Annotated in this window: 20 protein-coding genes; 5 read left to right on the forward strand and 15 right to left on the reverse strand. The window is 61.1% G+C overall.

From position 1 onward, the window contains the following. Nucleotides 1-21: 21 nt before the first annotated feature. The 10 genes from LB516_RS06490 to LB516_RS06535 form a co-directional block, all read right to left on the reverse strand. A complete protein-coding gene (locus LB516_RS06490; RefSeq protein ID WP_224719163.1) occupies nt 22-909 on the reverse strand; it encodes a glycosyltransferase family 4 protein in 888 nt (295 codons plus the stop codon). 176 nt (nt 910-1,085) lie between these two features. Next, on the reverse strand, nt 1,086-2,501 hold the full coding sequence (locus tag LB516_RS06495; RefSeq protein WP_318011808.1) for a lipopolysaccharide biosynthesis protein: 1,416 nt from the start codon (nt 2,499-2,501) through the stop codon (nt 1,086-1,088). Beyond that, nucleotides 2,425-3,669 (reverse strand): hypothetical protein, encoded by a 1,245-nt coding sequence (locus tag LB516_RS06500; protein WP_224719164.1) that lies wholly within the window; start codon nt 3,667-3,669, stop codon nt 2,425-2,427. The genes LB516_RS06495 and LB516_RS06500 overlap by 77 nt, the downstream gene beginning before the upstream one ends. 129 nt (nt 3,670-3,798) lie before the next feature. Further along, nucleotides 3,799-4,611, reverse strand: a complete 813-nt coding sequence (locus LB516_RS06505; protein ID WP_041163501.1) for a class I SAM-dependent methyltransferase — start codon at nt 4,609-4,611, stop codon at nt 3,799-3,801. Nucleotides 4,612-4,685: 74 nt separating this feature from the next. After that, the gene (locus LB516_RS06510) at nt 4,686-5,900 is read right to left on the reverse strand and encodes a glycosyltransferase (RefSeq protein ID WP_224719165.1); all 1,215 of its coding nucleotides are present in this window, start codon (nt 5,898-5,900) and stop codon (nt 4,686-4,688) included. After that, nucleotides 5,818-6,987, reverse strand: coding sequence for a glycosyltransferase (locus LB516_RS06515; protein ID WP_140717749.1), 1,170 nt, complete (start codon nt 6,985-6,987; stop codon nt 5,818-5,820). Before LB516_RS06515 ends, LB516_RS06510 begins: the two co-directional genes overlap by 83 nt. A gap of 112 nt (nt 6,988-7,099) precedes the next feature. Then, nucleotides 7,100-7,795 (reverse strand): class I SAM-dependent methyltransferase, encoded by a 696-nt coding sequence (locus LB516_RS06520; protein ID WP_181166401.1) that lies wholly within the window; start codon nt 7,793-7,795, stop codon nt 7,100-7,102. Nucleotides 7,796-7,878: 83 nt separating this feature from the next. Continuing rightward, nucleotides 7,879-8,904: an NAD-dependent epimerase gene (locus LB516_RS06525; RefSeq protein ID WP_140663251.1), complete on the reverse strand. Its 1,026-nt coding sequence runs from the start codon at nt 8,902-8,904 to the stop codon at nt 7,879-7,881. Next, the gene (locus tag LB516_RS06530) at nt 8,904-10,178 is read right to left on the reverse strand and encodes a nucleotide sugar dehydrogenase (protein ID WP_015318742.1); all 1,275 of its coding nucleotides are present in this window, start codon (nt 10,176-10,178) and stop codon (nt 8,904-8,906) included. Before LB516_RS06530 ends, LB516_RS06525 begins: the two co-directional genes overlap by 1 nt. Before the next feature lie 40 nt (nt 10,179-10,218). Further along, the gene (locus LB516_RS06535; RefSeq protein ID WP_224719166.1) at nt 10,219-11,496 is read right to left on the reverse strand and encodes a sugar transferase; all 1,278 of its coding nucleotides are present in this window, start codon (nt 11,494-11,496) and stop codon (nt 10,219-10,221) included. A 538-nt stretch (nt 11,497-12,034) separates the two neighbouring features. Here LB516_RS06535 and LB516_RS06540 point away from each other — a divergent pair. After that, on the forward strand, nt 12,035-13,663 hold the full coding sequence (locus LB516_RS06540; protein WP_015318744.1) for a fatty-acid--CoA ligase: 1,629 nt from the start codon (nt 12,035-12,037) through the stop codon (nt 13,661-13,663). 67 nt (nt 13,664-13,730) lie between these two features. Next, complete coding sequence (locus tag LB516_RS06545; RefSeq protein WP_140663254.1) at nt 13,731-14,516, forward strand: DUF1499 domain-containing protein; 786 nt, start codon at nt 13,731-13,733, stop codon at nt 14,514-14,516. Nucleotides 14,517-14,578: 62 nt separating this feature from the next. On the opposite strand, the gene LB516_RS06550 is transcribed toward LB516_RS06545, so the two are convergent. Then, a complete protein-coding gene (locus LB516_RS06550; protein WP_224719167.1) occupies nt 14,579-15,487 on the reverse strand; it encodes an MBL fold metallo-hydrolase in 909 nt (302 codons plus the stop codon). A 115-nt stretch (nt 15,488-15,602) separates the two neighbouring features. Here LB516_RS06550 and LB516_RS06555 point away from each other — a divergent pair, with 115 nt between their 5' ends. The 3 genes from LB516_RS06555 (at nt 15,603) to LB516_RS06565 (ending at nt 17,235) form a co-directional block, all read left to right on the forward strand. Beyond that, nucleotides 15,603-16,193, forward strand: a complete 591-nt coding sequence (locus LB516_RS06555) for a biotin transporter BioY (RefSeq protein WP_224598138.1) — start codon at nt 15,603-15,605, stop codon at nt 16,191-16,193. Nucleotides 16,194-16,363: 170 nt separating this feature from the next. Beyond that, complete coding sequence (locus LB516_RS06560) at nt 16,364-16,717, forward strand: hypothetical protein (protein WP_015318748.1); 354 nt, start codon at nt 16,364-16,366, stop codon at nt 16,715-16,717. Nucleotides 16,718-16,845: 128 nt separating this feature from the next. Beyond that, nucleotides 16,846-17,235 carry a DUF427 domain-containing protein gene (locus LB516_RS06565; protein ID WP_015318749.1) on the forward strand — a complete coding sequence of 130 codons (390 nt, stop codon included), beginning with the start codon at nt 16,846-16,848 and terminating at the stop codon, nt 17,233-17,235. A gap of 53 nt (nt 17,236-17,288) precedes the next feature. Here the strand turns inward: LB516_RS06565 and LB516_RS06570 are convergent, their stop codons facing one another. From LB516_RS06570 to ppdK, 4 genes are all read right to left on the reverse strand, one after another. Next, nucleotides 17,289-18,029, reverse strand: a complete 741-nt coding sequence (locus LB516_RS06570; protein WP_224719168.1) for a polysaccharide deacetylase family protein — start codon at nt 18,027-18,029, stop codon at nt 17,289-17,291. Between the two features lie 25 nt (nt 18,030-18,054). Next, nucleotides 18,055-18,204, reverse strand: coding sequence for a hypothetical protein (locus LB516_RS06575; RefSeq protein ID WP_224719169.1), 150 nt, complete (start codon nt 18,202-18,204; stop codon nt 18,055-18,057). Continuing rightward, nucleotides 18,188-19,318 carry a glycosyltransferase family 9 protein gene (locus tag LB516_RS06580; RefSeq protein WP_224719192.1) on the reverse strand — a complete coding sequence of 377 codons (1,131 nt, stop codon included), beginning with the start codon at nt 19,316-19,318 and terminating at the stop codon, nt 18,188-18,190. Before LB516_RS06580 ends, LB516_RS06575 begins: the two co-directional genes overlap by 17 nt. 91 nt (nt 19,319-19,409) lie before the next feature. Next, nucleotides 19,410-22,088 (reverse strand): pyruvate, phosphate dikinase, encoded by a 2,679-nt coding sequence (gene ppdK / locus LB516_RS06585; protein WP_224719170.1) that lies wholly within the window; start codon nt 22,086-22,088, stop codon nt 19,410-19,412. Nucleotides 22,089-22,270 lie beyond the last annotated feature (182 nt).

Raw genomic sequence — 22,270 nt, forward strand, 5'->3', positions numbered from 1 at the left:
AAGTCTCGAACAACCGCAAGATCACCTCATCATCGGCAACTGAAGAAATGCGCATGAAACATGCATCCCTTGCAAGCCGCAGGTCCTCGGGCCGGGCAATAAGCCCGGCAACCGCGCGAGCGATGTCTTGCGGGTCGTCTGGGTCAAAGTCGAACCCGGACCCCGGGGGAGGTAATGCCTCGTGCCGCTGTCGCGCGACATCAATACGGCACATCCCGCCCAGGCGGCCTCGACGGGAGATACCGCGGCAGGTTCCGTACGCGAGGGCAATATCAAGAGATCATGGCTGGCATAGATCGAGATCATCCTGTCATGAGCTATGTTGTTTTGAAACCGAAGTCTGTCCGCCAGTCCAAGCGCTTGGGCCTCTTGCCGCAAGGCCTCACAAAAAGCCGCGTCGGAATGCGTCGCCTCCTCGCCGCACAACGTTATGGAGAATGGTGTGGACGCCGAGATCACCGCCAGTGCCCTCAGAAGCAAACTGTGCCCCTTTCGCTCCCGGTATTTTGCCACCATCAGGATTCGGGGCGGCGAATGCAACGGCCTGCCTCGCAGCGCTCCGATCCGGATCGGCTCGAAGGGATTTCCGAATGGCAGGGGCATGGCGCCTCCCGCACCGACGGAGCCAGGATTCGACGGGAGCCGTGACGTGAAGTGCGCAATCCCGAGTCGCCGAAAGACAGCTCTGCGGATCCATGTGCCGCTCCATGCCTGAGGCCTGACATTCTCCTGATCGTAGATAACCAGCTTGCGGCCTTGCAAAATCGCACACAACGCGGCGACCCTGCAGAACCATCGCGTCACGCCGCGCACGATCACCACATCGGGATTCTCGACCCGAAGATGTCTCCAGTAGGAAACAAGACCGGGAAAGGAAAAGGGCGAGTTTGGGATATCGCTCGGACCCATGTGCATAACTCTTCGTGACAGCGCCGATGGTGCCACTACATTGGGAGAAACAAGTGTGTAATTCTCCGTTGCCCCTATTTCGACGACGTCGATTGCAACATGATGCCCGGCCGAGGTCAGTATGCGCACCCAAGGCACAACATTGGTGTGGTATCTTGGTAGGCAAAACAAGTATCTCAAACTGTCAGACCTGGGATATTTTCCGTGATTCGGATCTGCTTTTTCAGCAATAATTGCGAAACCACCATCATTGCCGTGTAGACCAGCGCCGATGCGATCAGACCGGCCCAGGCGATACCCGGAATTCCGATCCACCCCGACAGGACGAACGAAAGCGGCAGGTAGACGATGAATGCCGACGCCATGATCTTGAGAAGCGGTTTTGTTCCGGCCAGAACCTGGATCAAAGGATTGAAATGCATTCCGGCCAGGCCGAGACACTCGGCCGCGAACAAGATAGCGAAAAGCAGCGAGGCATCGGCATAGGCCGAACCGGCGGCCAGAACCACGATGAATTTTTGCAGCACGACACCGCCCGCCGCCATGCCCGCGGCGACACTTGCCGAGACCATCGTGATGCGGGCGTTCAGCCTGTTTAGGCGGGACGGAGATTCTTCGTTGGACAGTCTCGCGAGTTCGGGAAAGATCACCTGGTTCAAGGGCCCAGTCAACCGGGACATCATCGTCGCCAGACGCGACGCCACGGAATAGGCGCCGGCGGCAACATCTCCTAAAAGACCGGCGACAAGGAACAAGGCTACATGTCGTCTAGCACTCACCAGAGTCGACAGCACACTGGTCCCAGTGGCCATGACAAGGAATGTCCAAAAGAAACGCCGCCTGGAACGGGAACGAAGCGGATTGAATAGCTTGATGTTCTCGCGTCGGGCATAGACAAGCAGCCGGACGAACAGCGTCAGATTGTAGAGCGCACCGATCGCCGCCAACACAGCCACATAGGCGATCAGAGGCGCTTCGATGGCCCAAAGGACGAGCGAGGCAACAACCACGGCAGCCCCCTGGGCGAGTTGATTGCCGGCAATGACGTCGTACCGCCCATTCAGGCGAAGCACGCCTTTGGGGGTGCCCGCGAGGCTGGCCAGCAAGGTGAGACTATAGATCAGCGCCAGAAGCCGATCCTGGTGGGATACGCCGATCGACTCCCCAAACAGCAGGACCCCACCAACCCCCACCGCAGTGGCGACAACGGCCGCCGAAACGTCGAGCGCGATCCCGCATGAAGCTGCCCGGCCAAGGCGCGAGCGGGACCTGGCGGACAGCCTGATGACAGGCTGCCAACTCTCAAACGTAGCGAGGCCGGAGATGAACGTGACATAGGCCTGGATTACGGCGAGGGTGCCAAAATCTCCGGGGCCGAGCGAGCGTGCATTGAGCGCCAACGCGATGACGGAACACAAAGCCGCCACTCCACTTGAGGATGTGGTCATGGTGACGTCCCGAGCGACCCTGCGCGCGCGTATCCATCCAGAAGGTTTGGCTATCGCCGTCATGTCCTCAGCCATGGTCCCGGCGCAGGCCCCGCACTCCCGCTTCCATCGCAGGCGCTTGCGGGAAGCACTTTCGATGGACATACACCAGCCCGAATATGAAAAGCGACACAAGGATGACCCGCTTGGCGGAGATGAACGCGCCGAGCAGTTCCTTGCGCTGGATGTAGAATGTGAGGTGGATGATCGCCACGATCAGACCAGACTTGAGGGTCGCGCTGCGCACGTTGCGGATTATTGCTTCGATGGCGACACAGACCAGGGAAAGAATAATGACGAGCAGCGGAAATCCGGCGTATCCGAAATTTGCATAGAACTCCGCCCAGATATTTGCCGCCACACCGCCACTGTAGCCCGGAAAAAGCAGCGGCTGGACCTGCTCGTTGTAAGTACAGCCATCCTTGCCGAAGACCGCATCCGAAAATGGAATGAAAGAAAGTGGCACCAACCAGAGATTGGAACAAGGCAAGGTGTAGTTATATTTTACGATAAGGTCCAAATGAGCCAATGTCACGAACTGCTCCAACCCGACAAGGGTGGAATCTGACAACTGGTCGAATTTTATTTTTTGGCCGACAAGCTCGAAATTCCCCGCCTTCACCGCGGAGTAGACAGACTTGTACACCGCCAAAAAAAAGAATACTGAAAATCCGCCGATAAAATACCGTTTTCTTATCATCATCAACGGAACATTCCTGTATCTTAAATACAGTAAAGATAGGATAGTTATCGCAACCGAGGATCTATGCCCAATATAGAGCGTTAAAATTAATCCTAGGCAGCTCAGGGCCATAACAAGCTTGGATTTTCTCCACCCGGCCAGAGCCCCAAAGACCACGCCGATGATACAGGCATTGTAAAATATATACTGAAACCGACCAGTTGACGATAAAACATCCGCCTTAGACGCGGAGAAAAGTGCCGGGTTCGCAATCGAAATTCCGCCGAAAATAATGATCATCGCGATTATTATCAACGACTCTCCTTGGCTATCTCCCTCAATTTCGAAACTCTGGCGTCTCGGAACGAAGCCAACCATCGCCGCGGCGATGCAAACCGTGGAAACGGCGATGGCATACCCCGTGCCCAAATCATATGTAAAATCATACTTCCTTCCGCCAACGTCAACGTACTGAAAGCCGCCGGCAAGAAATGGAACAAAATAAAGTAGGCTCGATATAAGCAAAAGCATTTGCGGCGTAAGCGCAAAGGGTGAAACCAGGTAATCTCTTCTGACGTCCCGCGCCTTCACCCTATTGCCTAGCTCCCAATATCCTCACGCCCGGCGGCTCACAAATCCGGCTGGTGTCTGCGGCCCTCCGAATGCCATCCGAGTGCGGTACGGCGGGCGACATGTCGTGCGGAACGGGCCTGCCGACACCTAGACCTCGGCCATGATTACATGGGCCTGAATTTTGGCGGCGACTTCACCGCTGCCGTGTCGGTCTGCGATGGCGGATGCCGCGTAATCGGTTGCAGCTTCCAGTTTTCCAGCTTCCCTGGCCTCGATTTCGGTGCGAAGAACAGTGCCTTGACAGTAGGCAACGGCCGGAAGGCGTGGCGAGGATGCGCGGCTCTGTTCGGCTCTCGTCTCGATCACCACTCGAGAGAAGCCTGCATCCTCTAGGTCGCGACGGATCAGCACCTTGTCGTGATAGCCGTGCGGCGTGCGTGCCAGGAAGCGCGGGGGATCGTCGGGAAAGATCCGTGCCAGAGCGTTGGTCACGTCATCGGCGAACACATTCTCCTCGATGCGATCCCATACATTGAACAAAAACCGTCCGCCGGGCTTCAGGACCCGCCTGGCTTCGCGATAAGCAGACGTGCGGTTCGGAAAGAACATCGCACCGAACTGACAACAGACAAGATCGAAGGCCGCATCTTCAAATGGCAACGCCATCGCATCCGCTTGGCGCCACTCGATACGGCTATCAGGAGTTTGTCGCGAAGCAGCGTAGTCGAGCATCGGCTGGTTTAGGTCGGTCACGACATAGCTTGCGTCGGGCGACAGTCTTGGCGCCAATGCGCGGGTGACGACCCCGGTGCCCGCGGCGATTTCCAGGACCGCGCCGGGCGATAGGGCCGCTGCTCGCCGCGCGATATCCGCAGCGAACGGCTCAAAGATCAAAGGCACCATGTAGCGGTCGTAGTTTTCCGGAATTGAGCCCGCGAACAGCTTGTCGGTTTCCAACATGACAATCCCCACCGTCTGCCTGATGACTCGCAAGCTTAACATATAATTGTCTGTTCCTGGTCGTTTTCCGTGCGCTAGCCCTTGGCAGACAATCTCTCCCATAGCGCGCTGTATGCCCTTGCCATCCGCTCAACTGAAAAATCGGACGCGACGCGGTTGCGGCATGCCTGCTGTCTTGTCTCCCAGGATGGCGAGTCACGGTTTTCCAGAGCCATGTTTGTAATGGCGCGAGAAAGCGCGTCAGGATCCCGGCTCGGAACAACACATCCGGTATTGCCGACAATCATGCCGATATCGCCGACATCCGTCGCTACGCAAGGCGTACCGCACGCCATGGCTTCGGCGACGACGTTAGGGAATGCCTCGCGCCTCGAGGCAAGGACATGGATGTCGAACGCACTCATGAGAGCGGCGACACCGTCGCTCGGACCAAGCAGCATCACCTTGTCGCGAACGCCGTAACGGTCCAGCAGTCCGGCAAGGTCGGTATTTTCAGGAGAGATTCCGGGGCCGGCGAGAATACATTTGAAAGGGAACTCGGCGCGCGCCGACAGCTTGGCCAAGGCAGCGGCGAGATTCCTGTGATCCTTGTCTGGATGCCAGCGAGCGACGCTTCCGATGACGAATTGGCCTTCATCTATCGACCAGGCCCGGCGCAGCCGACTGCGCGCCCTCTCATCCGGCTCGAAGACAGCCAGATCATAACCGTTCGGAATTATCGTCCAGTTCGAAGCCGAGTAACCCGCGCTGATATGGCGCCGTGATGCCTGTTGCGAACAGCTCACGATCTGGGTCGGGACCACCCGGGATATGAGCGCGCAGGCCCGGTCCGCCATCCGCGTGGCCAAGGGGGCGACAAGCGGATCCAGACCGGAATTGTGCATTCCCCAAACCACCAGCCGGATACCCGCAAGCCGAGACAGGACGCCTCCAACCAGATTTGCGTGGTACATCCAGCATTGGACGATATCAGGCGGATGGGCTGACAAGACACGCCGAAATGCCGCCAGCCCGCCGAGGCTTAGCCTTCCCTTCGGCATCGACAGACAGGTCAGGGGCACCCCCGCCTCCCGAAGCAGCGGGCCATATTTTCCTTCGTCGGAAAGCGAGACCACTGCGTGCGAATGAGTGTGCTCGGCCATGCAGAGACGGAACAAAGCCGCCTCAGCACCGCCATTGTGCAGCCCGGTGATGACATGCAGGACTTTAATCCGGGAGCTCCTTTCGGGTGGCGCTCGCCAGGCCCATACCCATCGCGAGCAGATACGCGTCAGCCACTTTTTCGACACTGAAATCCTGGGCTCGACGTCTGACGTCGGGTGGGCTGACGTCATCGAGGCCGGCCAATATCGCGGCCGCGAAGGCTTGCACGTCGCCCACCGCGACAAGCCGCCCCCACTTGCCGTCCTCCAGGATTTCCGCTGGGCCGCTTTCGCAATTCGTGCTCACCACCCTGGCTCCGCAGGCCATGGCTTCGATAATCGTATTGGGAAAGCCCTCCCTTCGCGACGAATGGAGAAACAGCGCGGCGCGGTGCATCCACGGATACGGATTTTTCGAAAAGCCGACCAGGGCGACCGAGGAACGCAACTCGAGTTCATCGATCATCGTCTGCAACGACGCGCGCAGCGGCCCTTCCCCCACAATCGCCAGTTTGACGGGTCGTTTCCTTACGACCTGTGAAAAGCTGCTAATCAGAGTGGCATGGTCCTTTGCGAAATCGAGGCGACCGACGGCGACCAGCAGGGACCTGCCGTCCTCATCCGCGAACGGATGATCGATGGGCGCGCTGGCCTGTGCCTGAATGTGTTCTATATCCAACGGGTTGTGGATCACTTCGACAGAATTCGGGTCGAGCCCGATGCGCCTGATCAGATCGTCCGCAACGCCATGTGAGACGGCTATTATCCTGTCAGCATAACCGTATGTCATTCGCATGAGGAACGGCAGAAATCTCTCACGGATCAGTTTCGTATCCGCAAGGGTCCTGGACAGGTTGCTTCTCTCGGATATGACCGTACGCACCCCTTGCCGTGACAGGAAGGACGACACTATTGCCAGGATGTTCGCGTGAGGCAGCGCCGCCAGCATCACCCGCGGCTGCTCCGCCTTGACGTAGCGAATAAGGCCGGACAGGGAAAACAGCATGCGAGACGCCTGCAGATCCACTATCCTTATCGTGTCGGGAACCAGGGGAAGATATTCACCTATCGCACATCCAAGTACGAGATCCGTCACCAGCCCACGCCGATCGAATTCCCGGGCCAGGGTAAGCATCGCGCGCTCGGTGCCACCTGCCCGCAGCGAGGGGATGAAGACGGCGATCCGGGCATCCGGACCGCCCGGCGACTTTCTATCTTTCCTCGTTCGCTTCATCCGGTTCGAAGCCCGGCCGCCGCCATACCGCCTCGTTCGGCTCTAGCTCTCCCGTTGGAAAGCAGGCGCAACCGGAAACGGGCCAGGACCGGCGGAGAATATCTTCGACGGATCACTGTTTTCGCCGAAAGACATAGGCATAGGTCTCCGCCGCATCCTTGCCGAGCAAGAGAGCGGTGATGCCAAGCCAGAGGCGCCAGGCTAGGAAGGCCGGCACGAAGGAATAGAAGTATGAACTTCTCCAGAACAGGCGCCGCTGGACAAGCTCCAGCCCATTTTGCGCCGCGATCCTTTCCACCTCGCTTGGCAGGCATTTGTCGTAGAAAGCCGGAAATCCGTCGTGACCCCTGCCTTTGTCGGGATAGATGGCAAACAGCAGACGCCGCTTGATCCTCTCTGGCAAAATCAGGTTCAACCTGGCGAAAACGGCATTGCGTGACGGCGAGAAAATGGCAACCAAACCGCCCGGCTTGACGCAACTGGCGATGCCGCGAAGCGCGCCCTCTCCGTCGCGAACATGTTCCAGGGTCGCCTGGCATATGACCAGATCAGCGTCCTGCCTTCCCTTGAACACGGTAAGGTCCGCCTCGATCTGCTCGTCATAGAGTCCATCGGGGGCCTTGGACAGTTCCTCGGCAGCGAGATCAAGCCCGACCACGACGAGCCCGAGGCACCGCTTCTGCGGCAGGCTGACGAGCGGTCTTGCGCCTCCACCCAAATCGTAGACCAATGTGTCCGGAGACAGCAGCGCCGGCGCGATTTCGGTCGCAAACGTGCTATTGCCGTCCGCGCGAAGGCGTGGCGGCAAAGCCCTGTCAAGATATTCAGAGACCGCCACGTTCGCGCGTACAAACCCCCTCAGCAACGACACTGCCTCCTTATCGGTTCGCGCTATCCCCGCCCAAAATAATCCTGGTACCACTCGACGAACCGCCCCACCCCCTCGGTGACGGAGGTGCGGGGGCGATAGCCGACCGCCGCCTGCAGCGCCGAAGTGTCGGCGAAGGTGTCGGGCACGTCGCCGGCCTGCAGCGGCAGCAGCTCGATCACCGCCTTGCGGCCGAGCGCGTTTTCCAGCGCCTCGACATAGGCGGTCAGCTTCACCGGATTGTTGTTGCCGATGTTGAAGATGCGCCAGGGCGCGCTGCTGGTCGCCGGATCCGGACGGCCGGAATCCCAGGCCGGGTTGGCCGCGGCGGGGCTGTCGCTGGCACGGATCACGCCCTCGGCGATGTCCTCGACATAGGTGAAGTCGCGCGTGTGGTTGCCGTTGTTGAACAGCTTGATCGGCTCACCGGCCAGGATGCTCCTGGTGAACAGGAACAGCGCCATGTCAGGACGTCCCCAGGGGCCGTACACCGTGAAGAAGCGCAGCCCCGTGGTCGGCAGGCCGAACAGGTGGCTGTAGCTGTGCGCCATCAGTTCGTTGGCACGCTTGGTGGCGGCGTAGAACTGCAGCGGATGGTCGGCCGGCCGATGCTCGGAAAACGGCATGTCGGTGTTGGCACCGTAGACGCTCGAGGTGCTGGCATAGGTCAGGTGCCCGACACGGCTGCCGCGGCAGGCCTCGAGCATGTTGGTGTAGGCGATGATGTTGCTCTCGACATAGGCGCGCGGGTTTTCCAGGCTGTAGCGCACGCCGGCCTGGGCGGCGAGATGGATCACCCGGTCGAAGCCATGGTCGGCAAAGCAGCCGTCGACCACGCCCCTGTCGGCGAGATCGCCGTGGATGAAATGATAGCCGGCATTGGTCTTGCGGCTCGCCTCGTCCAGGAGCCGCAGCCGCGCCTGCTTGATTTGCGGGTCGTAGTAATCGTTGATGCTGTCGATGCCGACGACCTCGTCACCGCGCTCCAGGAGCCGCCTGGCGACATGATAGCCTATGAAGCCGGCAGCGCCGGTGACCAGTACCTTCATCAGAAGCGCCCGTCCGTAACGTCCCTAGGGAACAGCCCCTTGATGTCGTAGATTACACTGGGGTCCTTGCAAAGCGACTTCAGCCCCGCAACGCCCAAGCTGCGGAACTGCGCGTGTCCGACAGCGACGATGACGCCGTCATAGCGCGCGGCGGGCATCTCCTTCACGCTCGCCGTGCCGAAAGCGCGTGCGCATTCCTGCGCGTCGACCCAAGGGTCCCAGATATCGATGCCGGCATTGTACTGCCTCAGTTGCGCGACGACGTCGACGACCTTGGAATTCCTCAAGTCCGGACAGTTTTCCTTGAAGGCCGCACCCATGACCAGAATCCGGCTGCCAACGACAGGTATGCCCTTGCGCATCATCAGGCGGGCCGTCTGGTCCGCCGCATGCTGGCCCATGCCGTCATTGATGCGGCGCCCAGCAAGAATCACCTCGGGATGATAGCCGAGTTCCTGGGCCTTGTGGGTGAGATAATAAGGATCGACGCCGATGCAGTGCCCGCCGACGAGGCCCGGCGTGAAGCGCAGGAAATTCCATTTTGTGCCGGCCGCCTCCAGCACCTCCGACGTGTCGATGCCCAGCTTGCCGAAGATCAGCGACAGCTCGTTCATCAGGGCGATGTTCAAGTCGCGCTGCGTGTTCTCGATGACCTTGGCGGCCTCGGCCACGGCAATGCTGGAGGCACGATGCGTACCCGCCGGCACGATCGAGGCATAGAGCGCGTCGATGGCCTCCGCCGCCTCTGGCGTGGAACCGCTGGTGACCTTGACGATCGTCTGCAGCCGGTGCTCGCGATCGCCGGGGTTGATGCGCTCTGGACTGTAGCCGAGGAAGAAATCGCTGTTGTAACGCAGCCCGGAATGTTTCTCGATCAGCGGTGCGCAGACTTCCTGCGTGCAGCCGGGATAGACGGTGGATTCAAAGATCACCACCGCGCCCGGGGATATGACCTCGCCGACCGTCGTCGACGCCATGACGAGAGGCTTCAGGTCCGGCCTGTTGGCCCGGTCGATCGGCGTGGGCACGGTAACGATGAAAATTCCGCAGTCGTGCAGATCGGCTTTCTCGCTGGTGAACTTCAGCCCTCTGGCGGCGGCGATTTCCTCCTCGCTGGCTTCTAACGTATGGTCCTCGCCGCGCTTCAGTGCCTCCACGCGCGACGGGTTGATGTCGAAGCCGATCACATCCCTGGTCGCCCCGAAGGCCACAGCCAGCGGCAGACCGACATAGCCAAGTCCGATGACAGCTATTTTCCTTGAGGCGAGATCCATTGCTTCCTGCACGTGCGATCGGATTCAGGCCCTGATTTGGCTATCGCGCACCAAAACCGGTGAACATCGTTTTTATGGTCCTGAGAACGATCAGCACGTCCAACCAAGGTGAGAAGTTCTTTATGTAGTAAAAATCATAGTGCAATTTTTCCATGACATCGCCGACCGCTGCGACATGGCCCTGATTTACTTGTGCCCACCCGCTCACGCCCGGCCTGACGATGTGCCGGTACCGGTAGAACGGCAATTCCGCCTCATACCATTGCGACAGCACGACAGCTTCCGGCCGTGGCCCGATCCAGCTCATCTCACCGCGCAGGATGTTGATGGCCTGCGGCAGCTCGTCGATCCTGAACTTGCGCAGGAAGCTCCCGACCCGCGTGATGCGATCGTCATCCCGTTTGGTGATCGCCTTGTCCTTGTCGCTGCCGGAGCCGGTCTGCTGCCTCATCGAACGAAATTTGTAGACGGTGCAGATCCTGCCCCGGTAGCCCATGCGGGGTTGGCGAAACAGCACGGGGCCTTCCGAGTCCAGCCGGATCGATAGGGCGACCAGCAGCAGAACGGGACAAAGAACCACGACAAGGACAAGCGCGGAGGTCCAGTCGATGGCCTGCTTGATCTTGAGATAAGCCTGGTTCGGATTGAGCGAGCCGAGCGTGTTCTCCGACAGATGTTCGATCTCGACACGACCGGTCAACGATTCGCTGACCTGCTTGACGTGATAGACGGGCGTGCCCGACAGCGCCCGGTCGGCGATGTAGCGCTCCCATTCGGCGCCGAGGTCCGCACGCAAATCGACAACAACGCCGTTAACTATTTCGATAACGGTGCCGGGCGACTGGAGCCAGAACCAGTGCACGCCCGGCAGGGCCCTGAGGCGCTCGACATTGCCGCCGGGAATGACGGCCAGCCGGTACGGCTCAAGACGCCGGGTCATGAGGCTCAGGCCGAAATACCAGAGCGTGGACTGCGTGAAGCTGGCGGCGGCCTGAAACCGGCTATACTCGAAGCGGAAAAAGAAAATCGTCAAGAAAACAACACCGTAGGACAGGACGAATGTCGGCAGGATATAGCTGGCCGCGGCCACGCCCGGAAAATTGCCAATGCGGCGATAGGCAAGAAAGCCGGTAACATGCGCAATGATGGCAGCCGCGACCGTTATCTGCAGATTGGCCGAATAGATCGCGTCCGGATAGGATGCTATCCGGATCAGTGCTGGCGCGATGATCGCGAATGTCAGTCCGCCGATGAGTTGAAAACGAATTCTGAACAGGAAGTGCCGGCTTCCGACAATCGTTGATGTTGCGACATTCAACTTCTTCCCCTTCCCCCGAAAGGTGCCCGTGTCGGCAATCGCCACTACACTTGGCAGGCCGTTCCTTCGCAAAGCGAACCGGACCCCTCACCATTGGCGATTCGACTCAGTCGAAGATCAAGAGCTACGCCAGTGCGACCTCACCAGCAAGCATCTATTTAGCGGGAATAGTTGGCAGAAGTTCTGATCGGCAGCATTGCTGCATTGCAATTTAAAAGCCGCGGCTAATGTCCCGGCTTATTCTCCAATCCTTGAGAAACCTGCCGAACCCTCAGCCGATATATAGAGGTGATGTCTTTGGTGCCGACCAAGCGCCCATGCCAAATCGGCCAACCGCCTGGCCAGATCGCCATCGATGGCCGGTCCGGGCCCGATGCAGCCAAGCGAAATCAAAAAGCCGTCCGGATTCAACCGTTTGCCGATACAGGTTCGAACTCCGACTTTCGCCCGCTGCGCTTGTGGACGCTGGACAATTCCCCGGTTCGCTTCACAATGCGATCAAAAGCGCACCGTGAAAAGCGTGATGGAGGAACCCGGTATGCTGGGACTGATGCAGGAATGGCCGCTGCTGTGCCACAAGCTGATCGACAACGCCGAGCGGCAGCATGGTGCGCGGGAGATCGTGTCGCGTTCGATCGAGGGGCCGATCGTGCGCACCACCTATGCCGACCTTCATCGTCGTTCCCTCAAGGTCGCCCAGCGCCTGGAGCGCGACGGTTTTGCCTTGGGCGACCGCATCGCGACGCTGGCCTGGAACACCGCCCGCCACATCGAGGCCTGGTACGGCATCATGGGCATCGGTGCTATCTACCACACCCTCAATCCGCGCCTGTTTCCCGAACAGATCGTCTGGATCATGAACCACGCCGAGGACAAGGCCGTCTTCGTCGACCTCACCTTCATCCCGTTGCTCGAGAAGATCGCGGGTGCCGTCAAATCGCTGAAGAAAGTGATCGTGCTCACCGACAAGGCGCACATGCCGCAAACGACCCTGCCCAACGCCGTCGCCTATGAGGAGTGGCTCGGAGAGGTCGATGGCGATTTCGCCTGGAGGAGCTTCGACGAAGGCACCGCCGCCGGCATGTGCTACACGTCGGGCACGACGGGCGATCCCAAGGGGGTCGTCTACAGTCATCGCTCGAACGTGCTGCACGCCATGATCGCGGCCATGCCCGACGCCATGGGCCTGTCGTCGCGCGACACGATTCTGCCGGTGGTGCCGATGTTCCACGCCAATGCCTGGGGTCTTGGCCAGAGCGGCCCGATGATCGGCGCCAAGCTGGTCATGCCAGGCTGCAAGATGGACGGCGCCTCGATCTATGAATTGCTCGATCAGGAAAAGGTGACGTTCAGCGCCGCCGTGCCGACCGTGTGGATGATGCTGCTGCAATATCTGGAGGAGACTGGCAAGACGCTTCCCCATCTCGGCAAGGTCGTGATCGGCGGCTCGTCGTGCCCGCGCGCGATCATGACGAAATTCCAGGACGATTACGGTGTCCAGGTCATCCATGCCTGGGGCATGACCGAAATGTCGCCGCTCGGCACGCTGTGCACCTTGAAGCCGGACTATGCCGGCCTCGAAGGCGAGGCTCGGCTCGACGTCCAGAGCAAGCAGGGTTACCCGCCTTTTGGCGTCGAAATGAAGGTGACCGATGACGAGAACAATCCGCAGCCTTGGGACGGCAAAACGTTCGGCCGGCTGAAGGTGCGCGGCCCGGCCGTCGCCCGCGCCTATTATGGCGGTGCGGGCGCGGAGCAGTTCGACGTGGACGGCTGGTTCGACACTGGAGACGTCGCCCATATCGATGCCGGCGGCTACATGCAGATCACCGACCGTGCCAAGGACGTCATCAAGTCCGGCGGCGAATGGATTTCGACCATCGACCTGGAGAATCTGGCCGTTGGCCATCCCGATGTGGCGGAAGCCGCGGCCATCGGCGTCAAGCATTCGAAATGGGGCGAGCGGCCCCTGCTGGTCGTCGTTGCCAAGCCGGGCAAGGAACCGACCAAGGCCGGGATTCTCGATTTCATGGATGGCAAGGTGGCCAAATGGTGGATGCCGGACGACGTCGCTTTCGTCGGCGAGATACCGCACACCGCCACAGGCAAGATCCAGAAGATCACCTTGCGTCAGCAGTTCAGGGACTATCGCTTGCCGACGGATTGAGAGGATGTTGCGTGTTTCCGCAAAAAGGCACTAAACCTCCATCCGGGTTGGGGCAGCGCAGAGAATAATGGTTAGCATTCCCGAACGGCAAACGTCGAAGGCTGCCGGCTGGTCGCGGCGCACGGGCGCCTTTTCAGCGGTGCTTTTGCTGACGAACTTTGTCGGCCATCGCTTCGGCCTCGTCCAAACACCGGTCTTCCTGTGGGTGCTGGGCATTGCTGCCCTGCTGGCGGCGCTGGCGCTGCTGTTTGCCGGCCTGGCCTTTGCGAGGCTGTGGAATTTCGGTGACCGTGGTGGCCGTGATCTCACCGTCGGCGCCTTGCTGGCGCTGCTGGTGCTCACCCCCTACGGCGTTGCCGCCTACTGGGCGACGATCTATCCGCCGCTGCGGGACATTTCGACCGATTTCGATGAACCGCCCGCGCTTGATGTCAGCGACCGGACCAAGGACATGAACGCAGTGTCCCCGTCGACGCCGGGTGAGCAGACGTTGCAGACCGACAGCTATCCGTTGGTCACCGCACGCAGCTACGACCTGCCGTTCGAGACCGTCGTCAATGCCGTTGAAACCGTGCTCGACCGGCGCGGCTGGGACCTTTCGGAGCCTTATCCCGAACTCGCCGGACAGACGGAGGTGACAATCACTGCCGTCGCCTCGAGTTTCGTTCTTGGCCTTCCCGCGGACGTCGCCATTCGCGTCACGGATGACGGCGACACGGTCATCGTCGACATGCGCTCCGCCTCGCGTTACGGCCGCCATGACCTTGGCGACAATGCCGCGCGCATCACTGAATTCCTCACGGAACTGGATCAGGAAGTCGCCGGCCAGATCGGCGCGGCGCCGGCACAATAGCCATTTTTCGAGCAAATCGCGCGCCGCGACGATGATTGGTGAACGGGTGGGCGGCGGCAGGGCTATCGGCCAGGCGTGAAAATGCCATCTATGGCGGGAGCGGCGTCCGTCGCCACCACGCCGCGCGCCACCAGGTCCTCCAGATGGGCAAGCACCGACAGGCCGGCGGCGCCGTGCAGCCGGGGGTCGGTATCCCTGTAGATCGCCTTGACCATATCGGGGATTGTCCTGTCGCCGGCCCTGATCCGTTCCAAAATGGCTCGTTCGCGCATCTTGCGATGGGTCTTCAGCCCGCGCATGAAAGCGCGCGGCGCCGTCACCGGTCCTCCATGGCCAGGCAGCAGCAGCCGATCGCCGCGCTCGATCAGGCGGTCCAGCGATGCCATGTAATCGGCCATTGCCCCGTCCGGCGGCGCGACGATCGAGGTTGCCCAGCCCATGACGTGATCGGCTGAAAACAGGATGCCGGTGCCTTCCAGCGCGAATGCCGCATGGTTGGCGGTATGGCCGGGCGTCAGGACGGTCCGGATCGCCCAGCCGTCGCCGCTGACCAGCTCGCCGTCCGGCAAGGCGATGTCGGGAATGAAAGCGGTGTCGGCGCTGGCGTCGAGCGCGTTGGTTTCGCCAATGTGCAAGGGCCTCGCCGGCCGGTGCGGTCCCTCCGCCAGCACTTGGGCGCCAGTGCGCTCCTTCAACCGGGCCGCCAGCGGAGAATGGTCGCGATGCGTGTGGCTGACGAAAATGTGGCTCACCGGCCGGCCCGCGATCAGGTCGAGCAAGGTCTGAAGATGCGCCTCGTCATCGGGCCCCGGATCGATCACCGCCAGCGTATCGTGGCCCACGACGTAGCTGTTGGTGCCATGGAAAGTGAAGGGACTGGGATTAGGGGCCGTGACGCGTTGCACGTCGGGGGCCACGCTTACACCTTGGCCGTAAGCAGGGTCGAAGCTGATATCGAATTTGAGAGCCATGTCGGCGCTTTGTTCCCGGAACGGCAAAACAGATTGCCGCATAGCACGCAAGCCAATATAGGAAAATGCAAGACCGCGATTTCTGGTTCGCGGCAAGTTTGGATTGGGGAAGACCATGACAACCGCAACGACGACGCGCCCGCTTGTTTTCCTGGCCTTGCCGCAGGAAGGTGCCGCGCGACTGGCAACGCAGTTTTTGCTGGCGATCACCGGGACGCTGCTCTTGACGCTTTCGGCCAAGACCAAGGTGATGCTCGGGCCTGTCGACCTCTCGATGCAGACGCTCGCCGTCCTGCTGATCGCCGCCGCCTTCGGCATGCGGCTCGGCGTCGCCACCCTGCTGCTCTACATGGCGGAAGGCGCCATGGGCTTCCCGGTCTTCCAGGGCACGCCGGAAAAAGGCATCGGCATTGCCTATATGCTCGGCTCGACCGGCGGCTATCTCGCCGGCTTCGTGGTCGTGGCGGCGATTGTCGGCTGGGCCGCCGACCGCGGCTGGGACCGTCATCCGATCAAGCTTTTCAACGCCATGCTGGTTGCCGAAGGGGTGATGATGGCGATGGGTTTTGCCTGGCTGGCAATGCTCATCGGTCCGGAAAAATCCTGGCAGTTCGGCGTCGTGCCGTTCATCGTCGGCGATCTCATCAAGGTCGCGCTCGCGGCCAGCCTCGTGCCGGCCGTCTGGTCGCTGCTGAAGCGCTCCTGAAATTTGGGGGTCCCTGCCGCCGATCGAATGGCAGGAGCTTCAAATAGATTCCATCGGCGCAAACTCCTCGTGATCGGACCAACAGCAAAAAGTGCCATAATCCGGCCATCGTCGGTGTTAAGCTTCGTTAACGGGCAAAGGGGTGCGATTGGCGACTGAAAGAGGTTCGCATGGACGCGCTCGACGATAAGGTTCTCGAGAGTACGCTTGCCGAAAGCCTGGCCGATCTGGTGCCGGACGAAAAGACCGTTTCCGAAGACGAGTTCGTCGAAGTTGTCGGCGGCGCGCTCGAAGCGGTCGGCGGCACACTGCTGTTCAAGATGTGCGTCCAGAACGAAGGCGAAGGCCAGCACGTCGCGGCGGCATCCGTCGGCGATGGCGGCAATCGCCAGTTCCTTCTGCTCACCTTGCCAACCGTCGGAGGGGCGCTGAAGGTCGAGACGATCTCGAGAAGCAGCAACCCGGTGGCGGGCATCGCGGCCGCCTATGCCGGGCTGATGGACGCCTTCAAAACCGCTGCCTGATTTTCCGCTGCCACGCCAAGGCCAGTCTTGCGCCACGCACGGGCGCTTGGTGTCTGCTTGTTTGTGACCACGGGCCTTGTTCTATCCGGTCGCCCACCACACCTAAGGTCGGGGCAAGGAGAACCAGCATGGACAAGATCGCCAACCCGGCACCCGGCTTCCAGCGCAATCCCGACAAGATCATTACGATAGAGCCCTATTCCGGCACCGTCACAATCCGCGCCGGCAGTACGGTCATCGCTTCTTCCGCCAAGGCGAAGGTGCTGACGGAGGCCCCCTACCCCGCCGCCTTCTACATTCCGTTCGCCGATATCGATTTCGACAAGCTCAGCCGAACGGATCACGCGACGCACTGCCCCTACAAGGGTGATGCCAGCTATTGGAGCGTGCTGCCGGCGGGCGAAGCGGGCAAGGACGCGATGTGGGCCTATCGGCAGCCCTTCGACGAGATGACCGACATCCGCGACCACGGCGCGTTCTACGCCAGCAAGGTCAGCATCGAGGCCAAGCCGGACTGAACGCTTCGGCTTGAAGACACTCAGGGGCATTGATATTCGGGTGATGCCGGCCCTTAGTCGGTGGTGCCGTGATTACCCGTTCCGTCGGCATCGTCGAGGCGCACGAAGGTCATGCCCTTGTCCTTGAGCGACAGCAGGCCCTGAACCACGCCCTCGCCGGCGGCATGGGTCGGCTGATTGATGTGGGAGATGATGACATCACCGTCCTTGGCGGCGGCGATGCGCCTGGCCGTTTCCTTGGCGCCGAGCAGCGAGCCACCGTCGCCATTGATCGAGAAACCGGCAATCTTGAAGCCGAGCTTGCGGATCATCGCAATGGCCGAGGGACTGTATTCGGCTGTTGCACCACGGAACCATTTCGGCGCCGGTTCGCCGGTCGTGGCCAGAGCCGCGGCCCCCGACTCGACTTCGGCAAGGACTGCTTCCGGGCTGCCGGCGCTGCGTATGCCATAGATCTTCTGTGGCGTGTCGACCGCCGGGATATGCCGGCCACCATGATTTTCCAGCTCGAACAGGTCGGGATGCGCCCGCATGATCGCGACGGCCTCGGCGTTGCGCTTCAGCCAGATGCCGGTGACGAAAATGGTAGCCGGTATGTTGTTGTCCACCAACGCCGAGAGAATGCGCGTGTCGGTCTTGCCGCCGCAGGCATCGAGCGTGAGTGCAACGCGACCGGTTCCGCTTGCAGCCGGCTTGATGTGCAGCGTGGGTTCGACCAGCGGCGTGGCATGGGCGCTGGATATCAGCGCCACCGACATGGCGATCATGCAGAGATGTCTTTGCGGCAAATGCATCGAACCAAGTTCCCGACCGGCGGTTTCAAGCCGACATCCCAAGACCCGCATGAAGGCGGAAATCGGACGAGGGATAGCAGAAAAACGCCTGGCGCGGCAATTTGACCTCCCCCTTGGTCGACGAGCCGTTCAGCGACAGTCTTGCCGTTCCATCGCCCTCAGACAGCGCGTTCATTTTTCAGCTCGGTGCGCGCGAGAATTTCGCGCGCCGCTTCGACAACCGGCTTCACCTCCAGGCGCCAAACGCAGCACGCCCTGCTGGGATCGGTTCGGCGACACAAATCCTTGGCCACGCAGTCACATGGCATTGACGGCCGAAGCGCGATGCTGGGCACGCCGACAGGTCCCCACCGTGACGGATGCGTCAGGCCGAAAAGGCCGACAACCGGGGTGCCGGCGGCAGCGGCCATATGCATCGGCCCGCTTTCATTGCCCAGAAACAGCCGAGCCTGTTCCAGGACGGCCAGAAGGGTCTCGAGCGACAGCGCTCCGACCAGGTCCACCACCGGCGTCGCCGTCTCGGCAACGATCCGCGCGGCGGTTTCACCTTCGCCCGGCCCTCCCACCAGGACGATGCCCAGTCCGGTTTCGGCCGCAATCTGGTCAATCGCCTCGGCAAACCGTTCCGGCTGCCACTGCCGGCCCTTGAAACTCGCGCCTGCGTGGACAGCGACGAAGGCGTTCGGACGGATGTGGTGCGTGCCTAGAAGCGCCAAGGCTTTCGCGGCCTCGAATGGCGGCGGCTGGAGGCTCGGTACCGTCACCCGCAGATCGATGCCGAGCGCTTCAAGAGGGGAGAGATAGCGATAAACAAAATGCTGGCCGCCAAACCCGAATGGTTTGGCAAACACATTGGCGGGCTGCCGCTCCAGCAGCTTCAGAGGCCTTTCCGGGGGATTGTAGCCGACGCGCGTCTTTGCGTTGACCAAGCCGCTGATAAGCCGAGAGGTCTTCGAATCGGTCAGGTCGATCGTCAAATCGAAGCAGAAGCCGCGCAGCGCCTTCACCGTTGCGTAGAGCTCTTTTCCGCGCTCCAGCGGGGTGCCCCGCGCGCGAGCCCGCCTGAACGGGACCACCTCCGAAGCGATGCCATGCGCAATCACGAAGCTCTCCAAGTGCGCCTCGCAGAGGAACACGATCCTGGCACCGGGGAATTCGAGCCGAAGGTTCCTGGCGAGGGTCGAAGCGAGGACGATATCGCCTATGAACTTCGTTTGAATGATCAGGATCGAGCGGAACGGAGCGGGTGAAATCTGCAACATATGTTTCCGGAGACGTTTGGCGATCATCACGAAATTGGTCAGAAACAATGGCGAGATTGCGCGATACCTCTAGCACGTTCGTGTGAGTTTTCATACAAAACCGTAAGCTCGGACCGGTCTATCCACGCCCCGTCGTCGTTGTCTGCACCGCGGCCTGCGCCGCTGCCAGTCTGGCGATCGGCACGCGGTAGGGCGAGCAGGAGACATAGTCGAGCCCGACCTCCTCGCAGAAGCGGATCGACGAGGGATCGCCGCCATGTTCGCCGCAGATGCCGAGCTTGATGTCGGGTCGCGTCGCCCTGCCCTTCTGCGCCGCCATGCGCACCAGTTCGCCGACGCCCTCAATGTCGAGCGAAACGAACGGATCCTGCTCGATGATGCCTTTCTGGCGATACGTCTCCAGGAAGGAGGCGGCATCGTCGCGCGAGATGCCGAAGGTGGTCTGGGTGAGGTCGTTGGTGCCGAAGGAGAAGAACTCGGCCGACTCGGCAATGACATGGGCGCGGATCGCCGCGCGGGGAAGCTCAATCATGGTCCCAGTCAGGTAATCGATGTTGACGCCGCTCTCGTCCATGACGCTCTTGGCGACGGCGTCGATGCGTGCCTTCACAAAATCGAGTTCCTTCGCCAGACCGACCAGCGGCACCATGATCTCAGGGACGACCAGCGCGCCGGCTTTCTTGCCGGCCTCGACCGCCGCCTCGAAAATGGCGCGCGCCTGCATCTCGGCGATCTCGGGGTAGGAGACGGCGAGCCGGCAGCCGCGATGGCCTAGCATCGGGTTGAATTCGTGCAGGGCCTCGGTGCGCTGCCTGAGCTTGTCTGCCGACACGTTCATGGCGGCCGCGACTTCGGCGACTTCCGCTTCGGTCTTGGGCAGGAATTCGTGCAGCGGCGGATCGAGCAGGCGGATCGTCACCGGCAGGCCGGCCATGATCTCGAACAGCTCCAGAAAATCCGCTCGCTGCATCGGCAGCAGCTTGGCAAGCGCGGCGCGCCGGTCCTTTTCGGTGTCGGCCAGGATCATCTCGCGCATGGCGACAATGCGGACGCCATCGAAGAACATGTGCTCGGTGCGGCATAGCCCGATGCCCTCGGCGCCGAAGGAGCGCGCCATGCGGGCATCGAGCGGCGTTTCGGCATTGGTGCGCACCTTCATGCGGCGTACCGCATCCGCCCATTCCATGATGGCGGCGAAATCGCCGGACAATTCCGGCTGCAGCATCGCCACGGCGCCCTTGAGCACCTGGCCGTTGCCGCCGTCGATGGTGATGATGTCGCCCTTGCGGAAAGTCTGTCCCATCGAGACCAGCGTGCCTGCCTTGTAGTCGACGCGCAGCGAGCCGGCTCCGGACACGCAAGGCTTGCCCATGCCGCGCGCGACGACCGCGGCGTGGCTGGTCATGCCGCCGCGCGTGGTCAGGATACCTTCGGCCGCATGCATGCCATGGATATCTTCCGGGCTGGTCTCGATACGCACCAGGATCGCCTTGCGCCCCTGCGTCTTCAGATCCTCGGCATCGCCGGAGGAAAAGACGATCTCGCCGGTGGCAGCCCCCGGAGACGCCGGCAGCCCGACGCCGATGATGTCTCGTGCGGCCTTCGGGTCGATGGTCGGGTGGAGCAATTGGTCAAGAGAAGCCGGATCGATGCGTGCGACGGCTTCTTGCTTCGTGATCAGGCCGTCCCTTGCCATTTCAACCGCGATCCTGAGCGCCGCCTTGGCGGTCCGCTTGCCGGACCGGGTCTGCAGCATCCACAATTTACCGCGCTCGATGGTGAATTCGAGATCCTGCATGTCGCGGTAGTGCTTTTCCAGGCTGTCGGAGATGGTGACGAAGGACTGGAAGGCATCCGGCATCAGCTTCTGCAGCGAAGGCTTGTCGGAACCGGCCGCGATGCGCGCCGCCTCGGTGATGTTCTGCGGCGTGCGGATGCCGGCGACGACATCCTCGCCCTGCGCATTCACCAGGAACTCTCCATAAAGCATTTTTTCACCGGTCGAGGGGTTGCGGGTGAAGGCAACGCCGGTGGCCGAGGTCTCGCCCATATTGCCAAACACCATGGCCTGGACATTGACCGCCGTGCCCCAGCTTTCCGGGATATCGTGCAGACGCCGGTAGGTGATGGCCCGGTTGTTCATCCAGCTTGAAAACACCGCGCCGATCGCGCCCCAGAGTTGCTCGTGCGGATCCTGCGGGAACGGCCTGCCGAGTTCCTCCTCGACCTTGGCCTTGTAGAGCGCGATGACGCCTTGCCATTCGGTCGCCGTCAGTTCGGTATCGAGTTCGTGGCCGAGGCTGGCTTTCTGGTCTTCCAGGATTTCCTCGAACACCTCGTGATCGAGGCCCATGACGACGTCGGAATACATCTGGATGAAACGGCGGTAGCTGTCATAGGCAAAGCGCGCATCGCCGGAATCGGCGGCCAGCGCCTCGACTGTCTCGTCGTTCAATCCGAGATTGAGCACAGTGTCCATCATGCCGGGCATCGACGCCCGGGCGCCGGAACGCACCGAAACCAGGAGCAGCTTCGACGGGTCGCCGAACCGGCGGCCAGTCAGCCGGCCGATATGGTCGAGGGCGACTGCGACATCAGCCTCCAATCCCGCCGGGTGGGTGCGACCGTTGGCATAATAGGCATTGCAGACCTCGGTGGTGATCGTAAAGCCCGGCGGTACTGGCAGCCCCAGGCTGCACATCTCGGCCAGGTTGGCGCCCTTTCCGCCCAGCAGATTCTTGTCGCTGGCACGGCCTTCCGCCGCACCATCGCCAAAGGTGAAAACCCATTTGGTCATGCTTGCTCTCCGGTTGCAGGAGATTGGAAAGATTGGCGAAACGCAAAGTTCCATCCGTGCCCGACTTTGGAGCGATATGATGCTGCAGTGCGAAAGGCAAGGCGTCGGCAAGCCGTTCGGCCGCTACAATCGATTAAGAAAAAACTCCGCCTGGGCCTGTGGCAAAAAGACTTGCCACCTCA

Source organism: Mesorhizobium sp. CO1-1-7 (assembly GCF_020164885.1).
Lineage (GTDB): Bacteria > Pseudomonadota > Alphaproteobacteria > Rhizobiales > Rhizobiaceae > Mesorhizobium > Mesorhizobium australicum.

Excerpts from the sequence above, each read along its gene's own strand:
- LB516_RS06490 (WP_224719163.1), bottom strand. The coding sequence starts at position 909 with ATGGGTCCGAGCGATATCCCAAACTCGCCCTTTTCCTTTCCCGGTCTT.
- LB516_RS06495 (WP_318011808.1), bottom strand. The coding sequence starts at position 2,501 with ATGTCCATCGAAAGTGCTTCCCGCAAGCGCCTGCGATGGAAGCGGGAG.
- LB516_RS06505 (WP_041163501.1), bottom strand. The coding sequence starts at position 4,611 with ATGTTGGAAACCGACAAGCTGTTCGCGGGCTCAATTCCGGAAAACTAC.
- LB516_RS06515 (WP_140717749.1), bottom strand. The coding sequence starts at position 6,987 with ATGAAGCGAACGAGGAAAGATAGAAAGTCGCCGGGCGGTCCGGATGCC.
- LB516_RS06525 (WP_140663251.1), bottom strand. The coding sequence starts at position 8,904 with ATGAAGGTACTGGTCACCGGCGCTGCCGGCTTCATAGGCTATCATGTC.
- LB516_RS06530 (WP_015318742.1), bottom strand. The coding sequence starts at position 10,178 with ATGGATCTCGCCTCAAGGAAAATAGCTGTCATCGGACTTGGCTATGTC.
- LB516_RS06540 (WP_015318744.1), top strand. The coding sequence starts at position 12,035 with ATGCTGGGACTGATGCAGGAATGGCCGCTGCTGTGCCACAAGCTGATC.
- LB516_RS06545 (WP_140663254.1), top strand. The coding sequence starts at position 13,731 with ATGGTTAGCATTCCCGAACGGCAAACGTCGAAGGCTGCCGGCTGGTCG.
- LB516_RS06550 (WP_224719167.1), bottom strand. The coding sequence starts at position 15,487 with ATGGCTCTCAAATTCGATATCAGCTTCGACCCTGCTTACGGCCAAGGT.
- LB516_RS06555 (WP_224598138.1), top strand. The coding sequence starts at position 15,603 with ATGACAACCGCAACGACGACGCGCCCGCTTGTTTTCCTGGCCTTGCCG.
- LB516_RS06560 (WP_015318748.1), top strand. The coding sequence starts at position 16,364 with ATGGACGCGCTCGACGATAAGGTTCTCGAGAGTACGCTTGCCGAAAGC.
- LB516_RS06565 (WP_015318749.1), top strand. The coding sequence starts at position 16,846 with ATGGACAAGATCGCCAACCCGGCACCCGGCTTCCAGCGCAATCCCGAC.
- LB516_RS06570 (WP_224719168.1), bottom strand. The coding sequence starts at position 18,029 with ATGCATTTGCCGCAAAGACATCTCTGCATGATCGCCATGTCGGTGGCG.
- LB516_RS06575 (WP_224719169.1), bottom strand. The coding sequence starts at position 18,204 with ATGAACGCGCTGTCTGAGGGCGATGGAACGGCAAGACTGTCGCTGAAC.
- LB516_RS06580 (WP_224719192.1), bottom strand. The coding sequence starts at position 19,318 with ATGATCGCCAAACGTCTCCGGAAACATATGTTGCAGATTTCACCCGCT.
- ppdK (WP_224719170.1), bottom strand. The coding sequence starts at position 22,088 with ATGACCAAATGGGTTTTCACCTTTGGCGATGGTGCGGCGGAAGGCCGT.